This is a genomic window from Parachryseolinea silvisoli, from assembly GCF_021190955.1.
Classification (GTDB): Bacteria; Bacteroidota; Bacteroidia; order Cytophagales; family Cyclobacteriaceae; genus Ohtaekwangia; species Ohtaekwangia silvisoli.
In genome coordinates, this window is the sequence record NZ_JAIOAO010000005.1 from 534,395 (window position 1) to 553,608 (window position 19,214).

Below are 19,214 nucleotides of genomic sequence, written 5' to 3' on the forward strand. Positions count from 1 at the left end.
ACCAGACCTAAACTAATACCAATATTATGAAAAACCAAGACACTCGAGAACCTTCGACTAACCGTACTTTATCACCAAAGATTGTAAACGTACCGTTGTTATTCTTTCTTTTCATTGCGTTACCGGGAAAAACGCATGGACAAACCGTAACTTCCCTTTCAGCATTGCAAACAGCAATCAATAATGCAGCTGCCGGCAGCACGATCACATTAGCGAATGGTACCTATACCGCATCTAGCGACATTGTGATTACTAAAACAGGAACCGCCAGCCAGCCTATAACCATACAAGCCCAATCGATCGGGGGTGTTACCATTGGCGGTACTGCCGGTTTTGCCTTGAATAGTCCCGCGGCATATATTGTCATCAAGGGTTTTAGATTCACCCATAGCGCCTCTCAGGCTACCATGGCCAGCGGCACAAACCACTGCCGTTGGACCCGCAATGTCTTTGACACGCCCGGCGCCGGAGATTACCTGCTGCTGAACGGCAATGACCATGAAGTGGATTACAACACGTTTCAGAATAAGGAAGACCCGGGCAAATTTATTATTGTGCGGGGTTCCGGCTCACAAATTGCCCAACGGCTGTGGATACACCACAATTACTTTTTCAACCAACCCGCACAAAGCGGCAATGGTAATGAAACCATTCAGTTTGGACTGAGTGGATATAGTCTCTCCAATAGCAACAGCATATTTGAGCATAACCTTTTTGAACAATGTGCCGGCGAGAATGAACTGCTTTCGGTAAAAGCATCGCAGCTCACCATACGGTATAATACCATTCGAAATTGTCCGGCGCAATTTACGCTAAGGCATGGAAACCGCTCCGTCATTTACGGTAATTACTTTGTCAATACTCCGGGACTACGCATTTTTGGAGATGATCACATTATCTTCAGCAATCATTATCGGGACTGCAGCGTCGCCATTGTTATCGGCAATGGCGATGGCGAAGTCGCCGACGGTGCTCCCCTTACGTCACATGATCGCCCCGACCGCGTGCTCATCGTTTTCAATACGCTGGTAAACAATACAACAAACATTCAACAGCCTGGCCGTACCAGTGGCCTGGGCTCTACATATATAACAGTGGCCAACAATATCATACAAGGTGGTGGTGCGGCAGCCAGCATTGCCGGGCCGTATACAAATCCCACATGGTCAGGAAATATCATCTGGAACACGGATGGCGCCGGCGCCATGCCTTCGGGCGGATACAGCAATGTGAATCCGCTGATTGCACCCAATGCAGCGGGCACATACCATCTGCAATCGGGAAGCCCGGCCATTGGCACCGCGGTAGGGTCATATCCCAATGTTACCGCGGATATGGATGGACAACCCCGATCTTCCTCATTGGACAAAGGAGCAGATGAAGTTTCCTCCTCGCCCGTGACCGCCCAGATCCTTTCACCGTCCATGGTTGGTCAAAATGGCTCTGTTTCAACAACACTTCAGAATGTTGCGCTTAACAAAACCGTTACCGCTTCCGGCAGCGACACCAATCTCCCGACGGGGGCTGTAGACGGAGACAATACCACTCGCTGGTCGGCACAACCCATGCCACAATGGTTGGAAGTTGACCTCGGAGGTTTATATAACATCAGTAAAACGGAGGTCATCGCGTACCAGGATCGTGTCTACCAGTTTAATATTGAATCTAAAACAACTTCGGCAGGCTCCTATACCCAGATTGTAAACAGAAGTAATAACACTACTCCGGCCACCATTGCAGCTCCGGTTACAGATACTTTCTCACCGGTGGCTGCCCGGTATGTAAGAATAACGGTTGCAAGCGCCACCGATTATACGGGTACATGGGCAAGCCTTCTGGAGTTCCGGATATTCGGTATATCCGCTTCCGCCGGCCAGAACGCGGAAGATCTGAGGATCACTTCAAAAGCTCCGATCACAGACGCTGAAAACATATCCATAGAAGAGTCAGATTCAATGCTGGAGGCCTATCCCAATCCTGTGTCAAAAGAGATAAAGATTAAATATGTCGTGAAAAAAGATGGCCATGTAAAATTATTCCTGTCAGACACCATATTATCCAAAAGCGTATCATTGGTAGATGAAGATAAAAAGGCGGGAATATATTACGTCGTAGCCGATCTGTCTTCGCTACCGGCTGGAATTCACACCCTAAAACTCATGCGAGGTAGAGACACCACTGTCTTGAAGCTTCTTAAGAAATAATACTACTCCCATTACCATTAACGAAGGTCTGCCTATTGCCAGGCAGGCCTTTTCCTGCTTTGAGGCGTAAGACCGATTGGTTATGTCCCTATCATGGCATAAGCGGACCTGCCTGCCGCCAGGCAGGTTCGAACCAGGTTAGCATATAGCAGAGATTTTTACATTTTCTCAAAAAAAACTGCAAAACGTCTTACTACGCAAAAAGGCTGCGCAGTTGCCCCTAACCTTTGTATCGTTAATTAAATATAAAGGTTATGAAATTCAATGTACGGAAAACCAACAAGCTGACGAACCACGCAGGCGCTACCGCGCATACGCTGGACGAGCGCCTGGAGCTGTATAGCGCCGTGGTAACGACCTCGCTAAGCGATAAGTTCTACGAGAAGGCTGGCGAGCGCATGGAGCGCATCCGTATGCTGATCGAGCTGAATGAACCTGATTTTGTAGCGCGACTGGCGGTCTATACGCGACAGCGTATGTATTTGCGTAGCGTGCCACTGATGTTGGCCGTAGAGCTGGCGAAACTCCAATCCGGTAACAGTGTGGTTGGAAATACGGTACGCCGGGTTGTACAGCGCGCGGACGAGATCACCGAGCTGCTGGCATACTACCAGCTGGCCAACGCGCGTACCGGTGCCAAGAAGCTCAACAAGCTGTCGAAGCAGGTACAGCGTGGTTTGTCTGCAGCGTTCAATACGTTCGACGAATATCAATTCGCGAAATACGATCGCGCTGGCGAGATCAAGCTGAAAGACGCCTTGTTCCTGGTTCACCCGAAAGCGGTGAGCGAGCAGCAACAGGTAGTATTTAACAAGATCGTGCAAGGCACGCTGGATATACCGTACACCTGGGAGACTGCGTTGTCGGCGCTGGGTCAGCAGAAATTCCATAGCGAAGGACAGAAAATCCTGGCCTTCCGCGCACAGTGGGAAGAACTGATCTTTAGCGGCAAGCTGGGATACATGGCAACCGTCCGGAACCTGCGGAATATGCTGGAGGCCGGTGTATCCGCGCAAGCGATAGAACACGTGTGTGCCTACTTGTCGGACCGTGAAGCGGTGGCAAAGTCACGCCAGTTGCCGTTCCGTTTTCTGGCGGCCTATCGCGAGATAAAAGGATTGTCATCGGCCCTGGCAGCGATGGTATTGGATGCATTGGAAGATGCCGTGGCGCATAGCGCGGCAAATATCCGCGGCTTCGGTAGCAATACGTCGGTATGCATAGCGTGCGACGTCTCCGGATCGATGCAGACGCCTGTATCTGCAAAAAGCAAAGTGCAGTTGTATGATATCGGGTTGATGCTCGGTATGTTGTTACAATCGCGCTGCGCACAAGTGCAGACCGGTATGTTTGGCGATACCTGGAAGATCGTGAACGTTTCGCGTAAAAACATCCTGGGCAACGTGCAGGAGTTCTACCGCCGCGAAGGCGAGGTGGGATATTCTACGAATGGCTACAAAGTCATCCAGGATTTGATCGCGCGCCGTCAGATCGTCGATAAGATCATGTTGTTTACGGACTGCCAGCTGTGGAACAGCGATTCCTCACAGGCGGCCGCCACGGCAACATTGTCGGCACAGTGGGCGCTGTACAAGAAACTGGCTCCGAAGGCAAAACTGTACCTGTTCGATTTGGCGGGACACGGCCAGGCGCCAGTCGATATACGCGCCAACGATGTATACCTGGTCGCCGGCTGGTCTGATAAGGTCTTCGATGTGCTGAACGCATTGGACGAAGGTCGTGCCGCATTGTCGGAGATCGACGCGATAGCGTTATAGTATGATGCCCCTCTCCCTTGCTTTAAGGGAGGGGGTTTAGATAAAGATATACAGAGGTGCCGTACAACAGGGTTACTTCGACTTTTAATTGAACATAAGCCCTGTTGGTTTGTTGCCCTCTGTTTAAAGAATTTAAACCGATGCCGTAGGCAAGCGCTACTTCGGGACTTAAGGGACGGGGGTTCGAATCCCTCCTTCGGCGCAAGCCGGAGTAGCTCAGTCAGGTAGAGCATTAAAATAAAGTCGCTTGCCGGGTTGTTGCTCGGTTTTTTAGAATAGTAAAAATAACAGGTGCCGTAGAATAGCGTTACTTCGGCTGTTAACCGGGAGGTCGCGGGTTCGAATCCCGCTCTTGTGACTTAGGCTGTATATATCACAAGATAGCTCAGTGGATAGAGCACCTAAACGTACGCTTTCGCCTTTTGCCCTGTTTTTCTATTTAAAGACGGTGTCTCAGTTTTGAGACACCGTCTTTTACTTTTAAGCCGACAGGGAAGGTTTTTACTGCCGGGAGCGTCGGTTAGATCCGTCATCCCCGCGGCTGTAAAAGAGCAGCCGTTCGTTGACTTTTTAGAACAAATCCGGCGAAATATAAAACCGCTCTTGTGCGAATGCATTATACTGACAATTTACAACTCCACCGCCATTGTCCAATGGCCCCGTAACAGTGCTACCGTCCATCCGAAGGTATATGTTCGGATAAGTTTTTGAATTAATTGTGTAGGTTCCATCGCTTAGCTTCACAATATAAAATCTCTCCTGTGCGAAAGAACCATATTGACAGTTGGCGGTCCCGCCACCAATATCTGAAGGCGCAGTAAGGCCGGTCCCGTCCATTCGTAAGAATACATTCGGGAACTGCACAGACTCAATGGCATACGTTCCGTCTACCTGAGGGTAGAAATTAAATCGCTCATATAGATTTGCTCCGTACGCACAATTAACCAAGCCACTTCCCTGTCCAACCGCTGCAGTAACATTACTACCATCCATGCGCATATAAACATTTGAAAATACAGCGGAGCGTATCGTTCTGACGGGAACGGACGCATGCGGATAAACTGCCCGCAGTGCTGTAACATCCGATGTTGTAAAAGGCCGATATGTATTACTGGAACATGCCAGCATCCAGGATTCAGCGGATGGCGTAGTCGGCGTACCGGGTATATGTACCGCTCCTACGCCGGCACTTCCTTCATTATTATTTGGGTCATTAGGTCTATTGCAACTGAAGGTGCGATTCATGTAGTCCGTATGACGGAAACCGATAGCGTGACCAATCTCATGCGCAATGACCGTGGGCGCATCCGGTCTGCTAGTGGAACTGTTATAGTAATATGTATTGAGATAAATGGGATTGGCGGGATTACCTGCGGTCGGGAATCCGGCACTAATTCCCAACGTGGAGCTTACCTCATAGAAAGCATAGATGCTGATATCCGCGGCAGCCGCGCTTGAAACGCTCAGAAACGTGAGCGAAAGGTTAAGGCTATTATAATTTGCCAACGCCGTAATAAAAGAATTTTGCATATACGAATCAAACGCCGCATCCATATATACATGTATCGTTCTGGCCGGAGAAGCAGTCACCAGATTAGTCGTACGGTAATGCTGCGTTCTAGCATTTTTAGAGTTTTCATTTTCCTCGATCAGCTCATCAATCTGCTCTTCCGTAAGCAAGATATCGTACTCTATTAAGTACCCATCACGGTACTTCGATAACCCTTCGCTGGTATCAAATCCAGCGCGCTGTATCTTCGAAATAATGTCCTCTGGAACAGCATCACTTTTTTGATCCTGTACCTCATCCTCATGGCAGGAAAAAACGACTGTGCATAACAACACCAAAATAGCATAAACGATTTTTTTCATGGTAATAGTATTTTTTTTAACGAGAATTTCAAGAGAGATTTCACTCCCGGACCGAAGCTAGGAGAATTACAATAGATTCATTGGTACAGCATTATGAATTACCTACATGGTAATCGGTGTCGTAGTTATCGGACACCAGCAGAATAAACTATTTGATATTCAATTTCTTACATAACCAGCCAGTTAAAGAATCTCAAAAAGAGAAAAATATCTTACACAATCATCCCGACAGACTTAAATTTAAGTACATTACACAATAGCAGTACAACCCCCGTTGCCCATGAATATACTGATTGCTGATGATCATCCGTTGACCCGAAAAGGAATCATTTCCCTGCTTACAGAATCTCCGGACCATTTCAATTGTTATGAAGCTAATGATATAGCCGAGACGTTAACCATTCTCGCGGCAAAAAAGCCAGACGTCGTGTTATTGGGAATTGGCAGTCAATTTTTGGATGGATTTTATCTGCTGCGCTATATCCAAAGTAACAAGATAAGGAAATTCAAAATCATTGTTATTACGCTCTACACAGATCCCATTCTCGTGCAGTGGCTACTTGACAACGGCGTGGATGGCTACGTGTCTAAGTCCAGCGCACCAGACGATACGCTAAACGCTATCAGCGCTGTATCGCGGGGGTATCATTATTATCCACAGGAACTATCACAAGATCTCAAGTTTCCAACTCCGCCTTATCCCTCACTTAAGTTATCGGATAACGATCAAAAAATATTGACACTCATCGCCAATGGAGATACCAGCAAAGAGATTGCAGCGAAGCTAGGCTATACGCTGCGCACGATCGAAACAAAACGGAGAAGGCTCGAAAAAAAACTGCTCGTTAAAAATTCTTCGGAGCTGATCAGCGTTGCCTATAGAACCGGGCTACTAAAGATCAGTGATAACGGTACATCGGCGCATATTGCGTTTGAAGAGCATAATATGCGTAAGCCCATGCGCACTGATCACCGCGGCGGTTTTGCAGTTGAGAAATCTATATCCAGCTTGTGAATCAAATGATCTACCCGTTCTAAAAGAAAGAGGCTGCCCTTTGTGAAGTGTCCCCGAAAAGTTAGACACTTTTTGGGGGCACTTCACTAAGACAACCTCTTTGTTCGTTACTGAACCCTTACAGACGAAACCAAATCATTGGCGTTCGGCGAAAGCGTTGTGAAGTTGGGCGTATCTGCCGTGCGTGTCCACGATATTCCGCTAAAATTGTCGTCGGAATACATAATAAGCGTCCTGCCGGCGGGTACGCGGACAGACGATGCCCAATCGTTTGGTACACCGAGTGCCGCGAGCTGTGCCAGTGTATAATTACCGACCGGCAATGCCTGACTGGCTGCTCCTCCGTAGTTGATATCCTGGTAAAAGACAACGCCTGCCCCACTGCTGGTAGTATGAGGCGTCGGGTGATTGGGCGTAAGACCGATTTGGCCCTTTAACATCTGCGCACCATCTCTGGTAAGCCGCAAGTAGAAATCCGATGAGACGGCCACGCCATCAGCATCAAGGCTCAGGAACCACTGATTAGTCGGACGCATGCTGGCGTTCTCGGCAGCTTTTGCAATGGCTGTGCCCTCGTCGTATTCATCAAACATCGCGACGTAACCGGTCGACATTCCGGCGTTCTTTACATTATAGAATTGACGCCACATAAAATCGCCGTGGAGCCGGGGAATCTGATTCTGGGCGCCGCCATTCCAATTGGCCCACGAGAAGCCGGGCCAGATCACGGGCATATAATCCATATTACGGGCATTGCAATACGCCAGGTCGGCTTGCATGACGGGAATATAGCTGTCAGCGCCTGCCAGGCTGTTAAATGTTCCGACGGCCCAGGGCGTGATCATGTTCGCTGCATCAAAGGCCGGAAGATTGGCCGTTTGATTTCGCCAGTCCCGGGGTACACCTATAATAACGAAACACCCCTGGCTCTTGAACCAGTTGATGACATCCAGGTAGGAAGTGACATTGCCCGGCCGGTCGGCAACGCCCATACCCCAGATGCACACCACGGGCTTACCATTCTGGATTGCATAGGCGCTCGACCCGGTCAGGTTCAGATTGCCCACGATGGCGTTGGTCCAATCCGTTTTGATCTCACTTTGGAAATTGGTCCACCCGGAAAGATCATACATGATAAAGAATTTCCGCCCGTAGGTCTGCGCGGCGTTCCGCACGCGGGTGGCAATTCCATCCTTCTGCCCGTCGCTCTTTCCAAACCGCTGCATGGCCGCGCAGTCAATGCCATGCTGCTGCATCCACTCGAAGTGTTTGTTTACTACCTGTGGATCCCAGGAGGAAAATAGTCGCGCCGGTTGTCCATTGCCGAGATTGGCGTAGCCGGTTTGATACGTGGTGGTGTACTCCCGCACATCGGGCCACAAATCGAAGGTCTGATTACCGGGCCTGGGGCCTTGCGCACCGCCACCCCAATGCACCCACGTATTATATGCGGATCCGTCACCCGCGCAGGCAAACCACCCTTGATATCCGACGACCAGTTTTCCAACAACATCGCCTACCGGAGAGGCCAGGGGCGCAATGACCTTGCCACGAGTCGACTCGGGGCCCAACGCCTTATCACTATCACTGTCAATAATTCCCTGATCTGAACATGCTCCCAAGACGCTAACCAAAAGAACAATAAAGGCTTTTGCGTACGTGTACTTTTGCTTTTTCATGATTGTTTAGTTTTCGTTATAAATGACTCCTAAAAGCGGACTGCAGTCCATGGCGTTAACGTTATGAACAAAAGATAGCGGCAGGCGCTTACTATGCGCTTAATAGAGACTTAATGGTCGCAGAAGCGCTGAAAATAATCTATCAGCGTACGGTATTGTCGGCAGAAAATCACACGCCGGCATGTCCAAAATATACCACACATGATTAACGTATGAAGACGACCCGGATAAATCCGGTTTACGGATGCCGCCACTCACGAAAAAACGCATAAAAAGCATAGCCTATTTACCGTTCATGATCCGTATTAATTGATTTGTCTATTCGTGCTTAGGCCGTCGCACGTAAAATTGCGATTTTCAATACTCCGTAAACCCCATTTCTCATGATCCAATCCAGAAGCACTTTCTTAAAAATGCTTGGGCTATCCGCAGCTGCCATTGGCCTGTCCCCTGCCCTAACCCACGCAGAGCCAACAGGAACTAAATCGGCAGCTGTGACCCTACAGCTTGGTCTTGCCTCTTATACCTTGCGCAAATTTAGCCTGGACGACGTGATTAAAATTTCCAAACGCTTGGGCCTTACAGCAATATCGCTGAAAAGCATGCACATGCCTTTGGAAAGCTCCGCCGAGGACCTTCGGGCAGTGGCGGAAAAAGTCAAAGCCGCCGGCCTTCGCCTGTATGGGGCAGGCGTTATTTACATGAATACAGAACAAGAGGTTGAAACCGTATTTAATTACGCCGCCGCCGCGCAGCTCGAGATGATTGTCGGCGTGCCCAAACATTCCCTGCTGCCGATGGTCAATGAAAAAGTAAAAGCCCATAACATCAAGGTAGCCATCCACAACCATGGCCCTGGCGACGAGCTGTATTCCAGCCCGCTGGATGTATACAATAAAATCAAAGACCTGGATAAACGCATCGGCTTCTGCATCGATATTGGCCACGTGATCCGCATCGGCCAGGATCCGGTTGCTTTTATCGAAAAATATAAAGATAGGCTTTACGACCTCCACATGAAGGACGTTGACAAACGTGCGGCGGATGGTGCTCCGATCGAAATTGGGCGGGGTGTTATTCCTATTCCGGATGTTGTGAAGGCGCTGAAGAAAATCAGCTACCAGGGTGTCGTGGCGTTTGAATATGAGAAGGATGGGGATGATGCTGTGCCGGGGTTGGCAGAGTCTATTGGGTATGTGAGAGGGATTATGAAATTGTCTTAGGCTCTATGCTGGTGTGGTTCCCGCGGGGAAAGATCACACCGCCAGCTCTATTCTTCTATTTCGTACACCAGGAAAACCGATTCTTCTATCGTTTGACTACCGACCTTGACAGTCAGCGTTCCATTTCCGGTCAGGCATCTCAGGATTGTCTTAGGTTCAAGGTGAGTTGAAAGCTGTATTTCGAGCGTATCATTTTTGAATACGTTTTTATACTCGCCTTCCTTCATTTTCACGTTATTGACTGGCGGCAAATAGATTTTTTGCTGGTTGTAATGAACTCTTAACTTCCCGCTTGTTTCGATCAGACCAATCATGGATTTATCCCAATAGCCTGTTTCATCCACAGCAACGATGCAACTGATTTTCTCCCATTCGGAATACGCCAGGTAAAATTGCCGTAGTGGATGATTTATAGTATCACGTTGATACACCTGCCCCTCTGTAAACTTTGTTGTATCGTAATTTACTTTCTGCGCAGGTGGCATGTTTGCAAAAGTGATTTCTTTTTGCCCTTGTTGTTGGCAGGCGGCAAAAAGGACCAACAGAAAAAATACGATATGGGTTTTCATACATCTAGCTTCCGCTGTCAGCTTTGTCTCTTTGAAGACCGCCTAACCGGAGACCGAAGCCAAAAGAAAAATGAAAGGGTGCGTAATCATAGACGGTGGCTCCTTGCGTAGTGAAACTGAATCCTGTCTGGAATTGTGTATAGATAGGGCTTTGACCAAAATTGATCCGTCCCGTAAAAGCAGGTTCAACAAATATCGCCGGATCGTTGAAAGTCGCACGCCGGCCATCATAAACAAATTCTTCAAAGTCGACGTAGCTCATTCGCATAGAAAGTATCCAATTAAAAATGCGTTGATTCGAGCCAATAGAAGGCTGAATGAAGAACCGTTGATATTTTCCTGTCGCCAGGACATCCGAAGGGGCGATGAACAGATCATCATAATTGTTGTAGTTTGTCCCCTCTCCTCTGCCATACCCTCCAAAAATCTCATAACACAGCTTTTCAGAATTCTCATAATACCCGATGGCGCCCTCCCAGAACTTGTGCTTGATGTAGCTATCTTCACTTTCGCTATTACGATTTACAAACTCATAATTCGCCATCACGCCAATGTGATCCGTAACAGAAACTGCCGACTGCAAATCTACTCCGTTACCCGCGTGTCCCGACACCTGAACTTCCCCCGCGCCACGGAATAGCGCAGCGTTGCGAACGTTGGGCACGTACACCGGTGAGCACGATGACAAAATGAATACGATCCAGAGAAGTTTTTTCATAAATGCGTTCGTTGATACAAAATCTACCCCAAATTACGCATAATCGCGTTATAAGGGATGTCAGCATTAACCATGCCGTAAAAAACACGATGTCCGCGGTCCTCAGGCTCCCGTAAAAGATACGGGCATGAAGCCCGTAAGCTCATGCCCGCAAGACGTATAAGCAGATCGTATTTTATGCGCGAATCTTGGCCTTGCTGACCGCCTCCATCAATCCCCGGATGTAGCCCAGCGCGTACAATGTGCCGATGGTGCTGTAGCCGGGAAAGTCGTTGCTGTCGCCATACATGGTCGGTACGTGATCGGGGCGGATAGGTCCCTGGAAACCGATGTCATAGTAAGCTTTCATGGCCTGGTACATATCGATGATGCCCTCGTCGTGAAAGCATTCTTCGAAATTAAATTTGCCGCCTTTAACATTCCGGAAATGCACGAAATGGATCTTCTTGCGTTTACCGAAGTCGCGGATAAGCGCAGGGATGTCTTCGCCCATCAGCGCGAAATTTCCCTGGCACAGGGTCACGCCGTTGTTTGGACTGGGATAGATGTCCAACATACGTCTGAAGGCCGCTGATGTGGTCATAATCCGAGAAATGCCACGGATGCTGTCTACCTGCGGATCGTCGGGATGCAATGCCAGCTTAATGTTTGCTTTCTCTGCTTCGGGAACCACCGCCTTCAGAAAGTACTCCAGGTTCTTCCACAGCGTTTCCTTCGACACTTCTCCATAGGATGTGAGGGGTAGATCTTTGATCTTCTCATTGTCGAACGCTGTCATCAATGCGCCGCCGCGGCCGGGGCGATCGTTCTGTGTGCGGTACCAACTGATCACCGGCATCCAGTTATAGCAAATGGTGTCGATGCCTGCCTTGCTCAGGTTCTTCATGAACGTAATGAAGTTGCTGATCTCCTCATCGCGTCCTTCGAGGCCGAGCTTTGTTTTTTCGCCAAGAGACGGCGGTCCTTCGATGACCCGCAGCTTCAACCCTACCTTATCCCAGGCTTGCTTTACAGCGAGTATCGTGTCATATTCCCAGGGTTTTGCATCGGCGCCGAGGCCAGCCACCCGCGGGTTGATCCCCCCTACTGCGCCGAGCACGTCCATTTGTTTCGTCAGCGCGATCTTCTGTTCGTGCATGCCTCCGAAATATGCTTCGCACATTTGCATGCCCGCATCGCGCGCTACTTCCTTCACGGACATTTCATTCTTCTCTGCCGGTTGCGCCCATGCAGCGCCTACACCACCGCTTACTGACAGTGCGGCCAGCGATGCGCTTTTCTTTATAAAACTTCTGCGGTTGTCTTTCATACTGTTTAACGGTTTAGTTGTGATAAGAAAAGGGAAGGCTGCCGGAGCAGCCTTCAAGTTACACAAATGTCATTGTTTATCCCACCAAACGGGCGCGGTATACAGATCGGCCTTGCCTTCCAGATTACCGACAGCGGTATTGTAATTCACTGTGTTCAGCGTCGATTCAGATACAGGGTAACGCAGTCTTAAGATGGGCGTGCCGCCTGTGAAATTTCCAGGGTAATTGGTCTGCACGAGGGTCGGGTAGCCGGTACGGCGATAGTTAGACCAGGCTTCGAAATTATCGTACCACATAAAATGCGCGAGATAAAACTGGGTATGGATCTGTTCCATCTGTTCATCGAACGTTGCTCCGTCCAGTGGCTGGGCCGCTATATAATCCGAGATCGCGGTCGCACTGATTACGATACCTCCGGGAAATATAGTAGTAGATTGCATGGAGGCAGTAATGGCAGCGTTGTAGTGAGCAACAGGGTCTCCCAGATCCCAGCCACGTATGGCCGCTTCTGCGAGTAAGAACTCCACTTCAGCATAGCTCTGCAACACGGTGGGAGCATTCAAACTGGCGATGGTGCCGGTGTTGGGCTCCGAATAGTTCACCAGGTCGTTGCTGCTCCAGTCCGGAATAATGGTCTTGATCGTCGTGGCATCATAGCCGTTGGGCAGGCCCTTCTGTATGGCGGGGTCGGTTGTCGTCGGCAGCTTTTGAGCCTGGATCGCCAGGATGTTTCCTTCCCACAGCGTAGCGTAAAATGGAAGACGTGGATCGTTCTTGCTCTTCAGCAAATCGATCAGCGTGCTGCTGAGCTTCACAGGGCCTTTACCGGCATTAGATTCCGGAAGACTTTCGCGTTTCAATTCAGCGGCATCCCAGTTCTGGGTATTTCCATTGCCTGCTACGTGATTCAATTTGGCCATGTCGGCATTGCTGCTCATCACTCCGCCGGCAATAGCCTTCTTTACCCAGAGCTCAGCGGTCGGCTCTTCTATTTCTGTTAAGCGCATTCCGAGACGCAGCATCAGCGAGTAGGCAAATTTTTTCCATTTGGCCACATCACCCTGATAGACAACATCCGACACACCATACGAAGACTTAGCCGCGTCCAATTGTCCAATGGCCGTTTCAAGCTTCGCCAGCATGTCCGGGTAGATAAACGACTGCTTGTCATATACGGGTTTGTAGTTTTGTGTTAGAAAACCCTTCCCTGCCTCCAGGTAAGGAACATCGCCGTAGAGATCAGTTACGCGGTGCAGAACGAATACCCGCCAGATATTGGCGATGGCATGCAGATTGACCATCTCCGCGTCACCCTCCGTTGCAGCAAGTACCTGCTCGAGCTCTTTCAGGTGAACCGAATACGCTGTTTCAAAGAAATCGCCGAACTGTCCGTTCTCGAAGTTCTTATCACCTGACCAGTTCGTGCCCAGGGAAGCCATGTATTGCATCACCCCGGCAAAATACTTGATATTCGTTCTATTGCGATCGGCTGTACCGGTACCGGCCGTACGAATCAAACTTGTGGTAAACAGGTTACCGATCACGGGCTCGGTATACGCATTTGGGTTCCTATTCATATCTTCAAACCCATTGTCGCAAGACGTAAACACCAGGAGAGCGACCAGGCCTGTCTTGAAGAGGCGGCCGGTTCGTCTATAGTTTATAAAATTCATCATAAGTTTAATGTTTGAAATAACCATTCTTAACATAAGATTCTAAAACTTCACCAGCAGGTTAAAGCCATAGCTTCGTGTGGTCGGCAGGCCAAAGTTTTCCAGTCCCTGGGCATTTCCATTGCTGTAGCTTGACTCCGGATCGATGTTGTCAGCCGAGTTATATAGAATAAACAGGTTACGCGATACGAAAGACAGGCTGGCAGACTGGAAAGGTGTTTTGGCCAGCAGGTCCTTAGGCAATGCGTAGGTTAGCGTTACAGAACGCAGTTTGATAAAATCGGCATCGGTTACAAACTGATCGGTAATGGTAGACCAGATCGTAGAATAATACGTCTGTGCCGATACTGTGCCCGAGTACGGTTCGCCTATTTGGTTTACGCCTGTAACCTTAACACCCGTTTCACGTACGCCATTCGCTGCCGTGTTTTTATGAAGTCCAAATTGAGTAGCGTATGCGTTGGTTGCTGAATATACCTGCGCGCCGAATTTACCATCCACCAGTACGTTTAAGGTGAAATTCTTGTACCGTACATTGTTCGTCAATCCCATGGTTACCGGAGGTACACCGCGTCCGAGAATCTCCAGCGGCCCCTGTACGGGTATGCCGGTAGCGCTGTTGTAGATAATGTTACCATCGGCGTCACGTTTCATACGATTTCCTGCAATCACTCCAAACGGTTCTCCCTCGAAATGATAGATGCCACCGTTCTGTGTACGGGTAGTCGCGCCGGGTAAAAACAGCGACGTAAGACCCTCGGAAATGTTCACCACGGTGTTTTTGTTGTAGGCCAGGTTATACGACACATCCCAGGTAAACGCGTCTTTCTGTACAGGCGTGCCCGAGACCAGCAGTTCAATACCCTTGTTCTCCATCTCACCCACGTTCAATGAAACAGCAGAATATCCGGAGGAAAGAGGAACAGATGCGTTGACGATGTCATCCGTAGTGGTGCGATTATAAACCGTGACATCAAAACCGATCTTGCCCTCGAACAGACGTGATTCAAGTCCTAATTCTCTGGTCGTAGAGGTGTATGGCTCCAACGCATTCGGGATCGTGGAATTAGTGATCGTCATCAGCGTGGCTCCGAGGTGTTGCTGAGGTTGTGCTGTGTACGCAAGGGCCAGTGCGTAAGGATCGGTCGCACCGCCGCCAACCCTTGCCCACGACGCTCTGAGCTTACCGAAAGACAACCAGGCGGGTGCCTCAAAAGCATCCGAGAAGACAAAGCCTACACCAGCAGAAGGATAGAACTTGTAGTTTTCGTTATCACCTTGCGTCAAGGTGGAAAACCAATCCTTACGGCCGGTAAGCGTAAGGAAGAGGATATTCTTGTATCCTATATCGGCTGACCCAAAGAGTGAATTGATGGCCGTTTCTCCAAACGACTTGTTGAACGTCTGCGCGCTACCATTGCCGATAAAATACTGGTATGGTACATTGAAAAAACCGCTGGACAAGTTAAGGCCTTCTGTTTGAGTCTTCATTTGGTTACCGCCAGCGAGTGCATTCACGGAGAAGACACCAAAGTTTTTCGAGAAACCGATCAATGCCTCGGCGTTCACTTCCTGGTTCACATTCTGATCGGTGGTCATGCTGCCCCGGTTGTTGAACGCGATACCCGTCGGCTCTATGTTTTGGGCGTCGAAGTTAAACTGGTCTATTCCCAAGCGGCCCCTGACATACAACCACTCGGTGATATTGTAGCGGGTGCTGAATGAACTGATCAGGCGACGGCGCGTATCGCCATTCTTTACTCTGTTAACAGCAAAATAAGGATTGGTCGAATAGATATAGTCGTTCCAAAGCACTTCGTTCCCTTTCTCATCGTAACCCGGATCCAGGATTCTCACATCGATGTTGGTACCGATCAACTGTGCACCTGCGTTTGGGTTCTTTTGAAAATCGGCCGTAAACGTCCGGTTCTTCGTTTCTTCTACGCTATATTGAACCTTTGCATCGAACGTCACTTTCTTCGCGAGGGTCGCATTTGCGCTCAGGTTAAACGTTTTGCGATTCAGTGAGTTGTTGGGTACGATACCTTTGTTATCCAGGTTGGAAGCTGAGAAGCGAAAATTGGCCACGTCGTTGCCACCGCTAAGTGCCACCGTATTGGTGAATGTGTGGCCGGTGTTGTAAAAGTTCTTGATGTTATCCTTTTCCGCAGAATAAGGTCTTGACACTCCATCGGGCTGAACCACTTGTGAACCATCCAGCTTCGCGCCCCAGGACATTCTGCCAGCGCTGATCGCTTCGGCCTGTGTGGTCGGTGCTTTGCCTTGTGAGCCCGATCCATATTCATACTGCCAGTCGGTCAGGTTGCGGGGAGTTTCCCAGGTATAGGTCGAATTATATTCAACACCAAGACCTTTCTGTGCCGCACCCGATTTAGTGGTGATCATAATCACACCATTGGCTGCCCGGGAGCCGTACAACGCTGCTGCTGTTCCGCCTTTCAACACGGTAATAGTCTCGATGTCGTCAGGGTTGATGCTCGACAAACCATCGCCGCGATCAATACCACCAAACGTTCCGGCAGAACCCTGGTTGGCATTCGTGACAGGAACACCGTTGACAATATATAACGGCTGGTTATTACCATTCAGCGATCCGTTACCACGAATCACCACCCGGCTCGAACCGGAAGGCCCGGTGGCCGTGCTTGTTGCGTTTAGACCGGCTACGCGACCTACCATCGCGTTTCCCAGGTTCACTTCTCTGGATTTGGTAAGCACCTCGCCATGTACTTCGGTCACCGCATACGTCACGGCTTTCTTTTCCTTTTTAATACCGAAGGCCGTCACGACAACTTCGTCCAGCGATGATATATCGGGAGTCAGGGTGATCGTAAATTCAGTCTTATCACCTACCGCAACTTCTTCTCTGCTATATCCGATGAAGCTGATCACGAGAACGGCATTCTCATCCGGCACCTCCAGAGTGAAGTGCCCGTCGCCATCGGTGTTAACTCCGACAGCACTTCCCTTTACGACGACATTCACACCCGGCATAGGCTGGTTTGTTTCGTCAAGAATCGTTCCATGTACCGTGATGGCGGCAATGACAGGCGAAACTGTATGCGACAACGCCCCCTTGTCAACGGAGGCCGAAGCACCGGCGTATTCTTTCGAATTGCCAGGCCAACTTAGTACCAGTAACAGGCACGCGGCCATATACCTACCCTGCAGCTTTGGTAAAGATTTTTCCATAATTGATTACTTTTAAAATTGGGATAATTACTTCCGGTTCAGCTTTATTGCCTTGAAAACCGCCCCGCTTTACGAACTACGTCAAGCGAGCGACATCTTCAGGTTTCTATATAAAAAATTGATTTCCATCCTGTATTAGTATACAGGTCGAAATTAGTATAGCGCTTAAAAAAAAGGGTCTTGCAGAATTGTTACCCGCGGCGCAGCATCAATCTCCGCTACTTCCACCAGGTCGCCAGTTTCTCTTTATATTCTACGTTTCTTATTGCTCGTTGTGAATGTTAAGCTTGTAATCTATAGGATCCAGATAGCAGCGCGCCACCAACGATTTTGAAGATATCTGTTGTTAGTCCGGCATCTGCTGTGATCCGCGCCCAGTAGTTATATAGACTGTCAAAGAATTTGGCGTAACTATAACCTAAATCATTCGCGCCGCTTTTCTTAACGTTATTCCAAATGGTAGCGCCATGCCATGAATCCGTATCGGGTGCGTTGTAAACAAATTGAAGTTGCGTCGTGTCGCTCATACGTTGTAGCTTAACAAATATTGATAATCGGCCTGTAGAATACAAACGTGTGTGCAAACCATTCAGTTTTACACGTCGGGAAGCCGTCACCGAGGGTGTGATATTTTTAGTCCGTGTACATTTTTTCATACACTTTCCCCGGAAGAATGGGGCAGCGTGCGCTTCTCAGCAACACAATTTATCTCAAGGTGTAGATATTAATTTACACACTAAATAAGACCAAAGGGGCTTTTTAATATGACAACGGGGTGGGTGGGTAAAGAATTTCATAGCGGGAAGAGAAGCTTAGGGGGACCTGAATTCCAAGAATCCCGATAAAAGGTAAATTTCTACGCAAGCAAGAAAATACCACCTTATGTAATAATTTAAAGGGATAAAAAAGCATCCTATTGATATACCTGATTTATCCGGTTGCTCGCGTAGACCTCTAAAAAACGCGTTTTGTATATGGAGTAACCCGTATGAATACGTAGGTATTTATACCTTCATGCCGGATATCAAGCGTACGAATGCATTTTCCGTTGCCCGCACCGTCATTTGGTGAAGATCTCTCAACTTTTCTTCCGCTATTGCCATTGCCCTGCTAAATAATAGTCATGCGTCACCAACTCAGGGCAACGGCCGGTCCTCGCTCTATATCTATACCTGTAAAAGTATGCGGGAGGAATCAGATCCTAATAAGCTCCTTTATACCCTATAGGATATATTAAAGATTCATCATACTTCTACTAAATGCGTTTACTGTCTCTGTTTCCAAGTTGGATGGAGGCCATCAGAATCCAGCATGTTTGTGTAGTGAACTGGTTCCGTTATCATTGTTTACAAGGGAGTAGTAATGTCATTGCAGACTGGCTGCACATCGGGAAGTCGTAAATAGCTGTTCTCGGGATTTTCCGCGTCGAGCTGTAGCAGAAGGCCTGATAGACGATTTTATAGCTATTTTTTTTAAGGTGGGGATCATGACACCCTTTTTTCGGCGAGCTGCCCAGCGCGCCACTAAATTTCTTGATTTCGTTGCAATCACAACCGTTTTTTTTACTTTTGCACGATCGAAAAAAGGTCCCGTGGCCGAGTGGCTAGGCTGAGCTCTGCAAAAGCTCCTACAGCGGTTCGAATCCGCTCGGGACCTCCTAAAGGCTGACTTATTAAGTCGGCCTTTTCTGTTTCTAAACGGAGCTTTTGCAGAGCCCTGGCTCTGCTTAATAATTTTTCCTCCTACAGCGGTTCGAATCCGCTCGGGACCTCCTAAAGGCTGACTTATTAAGTCGGCCTTTTCTGTTTCTAAACGGAGCTTTTGCAGAGCCAGGGCTCTGCTTAATAATTTTTCCTCCTACAGCGGTTCGAATCCGCTCGGGACCTCCTAAAGGCTGACTTATTAAGTCGGCCTTTTCTGTTTCTAAACGGAGCTTTTGCAGAGCCAGGGCTCTGCTTAA

General features: G+C 48.8%; 12 protein-coding genes and 1 tRNA gene. 5 read left to right on the forward strand and 8 right to left on the reverse strand.

Going from position 1 to position 19,214, the window contains the following annotated elements; genetic code table 11:
- Positions 1–26 precede the first annotated feature (26 nt).
- Positions 27–2,204 (forward strand): chondroitinase-B domain-containing protein, encoded by a 2,178-nt coding sequence (locus K7P01_RS27445; protein WP_267297802.1) that lies wholly within the window; start codon positions 27–29, stop codon positions 2,202–2,204.
- Positions 2,205–2,458: 254 nt separating this feature from the next.
- Positions 2,459–3,982 carry a TROVE domain-containing protein gene (locus K7P01_RS27450; RefSeq protein ID WP_267297803.1) on the forward strand — a complete coding sequence of 508 codons (1,524 nt, stop codon included), beginning with the start codon at positions 2,459–2,461 and terminating at the stop codon, positions 3,980–3,982.
- A gap of 570 nt (positions 3,983–4,552) precedes the next feature.
- Here the strand turns inward: K7P01_RS27450 and K7P01_RS27455 are convergent.
- Positions 4,553–5,854 (reverse strand): M57 family metalloprotease, encoded by a 1,302-nt coding sequence (locus K7P01_RS27455; protein ID WP_267297804.1) that lies wholly within the window; start codon positions 5,852–5,854, stop codon positions 4,553–4,555.
- A gap of 280 nt (positions 5,855–6,134) precedes the next feature.
- Here K7P01_RS27455 and K7P01_RS27460 point away from each other — a divergent pair, with 280 nt between their 5' ends.
- Positions 6,135–6,869 carry a response regulator transcription factor gene (locus tag K7P01_RS27460; RefSeq protein WP_267297805.1) on the forward strand — a complete coding sequence of 245 codons (735 nt, stop codon included), beginning with the start codon at positions 6,135–6,137 and terminating at the stop codon, positions 6,867–6,869.
- A gap of 107 nt (positions 6,870–6,976) precedes the next feature.
- Here K7P01_RS27460 and K7P01_RS27465 read toward each other — a convergent pair whose 3' ends face one another.
- On the reverse strand, positions 6,977–8,548 hold the full coding sequence (locus tag K7P01_RS27465; RefSeq protein ID WP_267297806.1) for a hypothetical protein: 1,572 nt from the start codon (positions 8,546–8,548) through the stop codon (positions 6,977–6,979).
- 494 nt (positions 8,549–9,042) lie between these two features.
- Here K7P01_RS27465 and K7P01_RS27470 point away from each other — a divergent pair, with 494 nt between their 5' ends.
- Positions 9,043–9,771 (forward strand): sugar phosphate isomerase/epimerase family protein, encoded by a 729-nt coding sequence (locus K7P01_RS27470; protein ID WP_267297807.1) that lies wholly within the window; start codon positions 9,043–9,045, stop codon positions 9,769–9,771.
- A gap of 47 nt (positions 9,772–9,818) precedes the next feature.
- Here the strand turns inward: K7P01_RS27470 and K7P01_RS27475 are convergent, their stop codons facing one another.
- The 6 genes from K7P01_RS27475 to K7P01_RS27500 all read right to left on the reverse strand — a co-directional run bounded on the left by K7P01_RS27475 (position 9,819) and on the right by K7P01_RS27500 (position 17,781).
- Positions 9,819–10,340 carry a hypothetical protein gene (locus K7P01_RS27475; RefSeq protein WP_267297808.1) on the reverse strand — a complete coding sequence of 174 codons (522 nt, stop codon included), beginning with the start codon at positions 10,338–10,340 and terminating at the stop codon, positions 9,819–9,821.
- Positions 10,341–10,344: 4 nt separating this feature from the next.
- Positions 10,345–11,058 (reverse strand): hypothetical protein, encoded by a 714-nt coding sequence (locus tag K7P01_RS27480; RefSeq protein WP_267297809.1) that lies wholly within the window; start codon positions 11,056–11,058, stop codon positions 10,345–10,347.
- 175 nt (positions 11,059–11,233) lie between these two features.
- Entirely contained in the window at positions 11,234–12,367 is a 1,134-nt protein-coding gene (locus tag K7P01_RS27485) for a mannonate dehydratase (protein WP_267297810.1), read from the reverse strand.
- A 69-nt stretch (positions 12,368–12,436) separates the two neighbouring features.
- Positions 12,437–14,044: a SusD/RagB family nutrient-binding outer membrane lipoprotein gene (locus K7P01_RS27490; protein ID WP_267297811.1), complete on the reverse strand. Its 1,608-nt coding sequence runs from the start codon at positions 14,042–14,044 to the stop codon at positions 12,437–12,439.
- A 39-nt stretch (positions 14,045–14,083) separates the two neighbouring features.
- The gene (locus K7P01_RS27495) at positions 14,084–17,254 is read right to left on the reverse strand and encodes a SusC/RagA family TonB-linked outer membrane protein (RefSeq protein WP_267297812.1); all 3,171 of its coding nucleotides are present in this window, start codon (positions 17,252–17,254) and stop codon (positions 14,084–14,086) included.
- A gap of 281 nt (positions 17,255–17,535) precedes the next feature.
- Positions 17,536–17,781 (reverse strand): hypothetical protein, encoded by a 246-nt coding sequence (locus tag K7P01_RS27500; RefSeq protein ID WP_267297813.1) that lies wholly within the window; start codon positions 17,779–17,781, stop codon positions 17,536–17,538.
- A gap of 1,058 nt (positions 17,782–18,839) precedes the next feature.
- Between K7P01_RS27500 and K7P01_RS27505 the strand changes: the two genes are divergently transcribed.
- Positions 18,840–18,910: transfer RNA gene (locus K7P01_RS27505), tRNA-Cys, on the forward strand.
- The last annotated feature ends 304 nt before the right edge of the window (positions 18,911–19,214 follow it).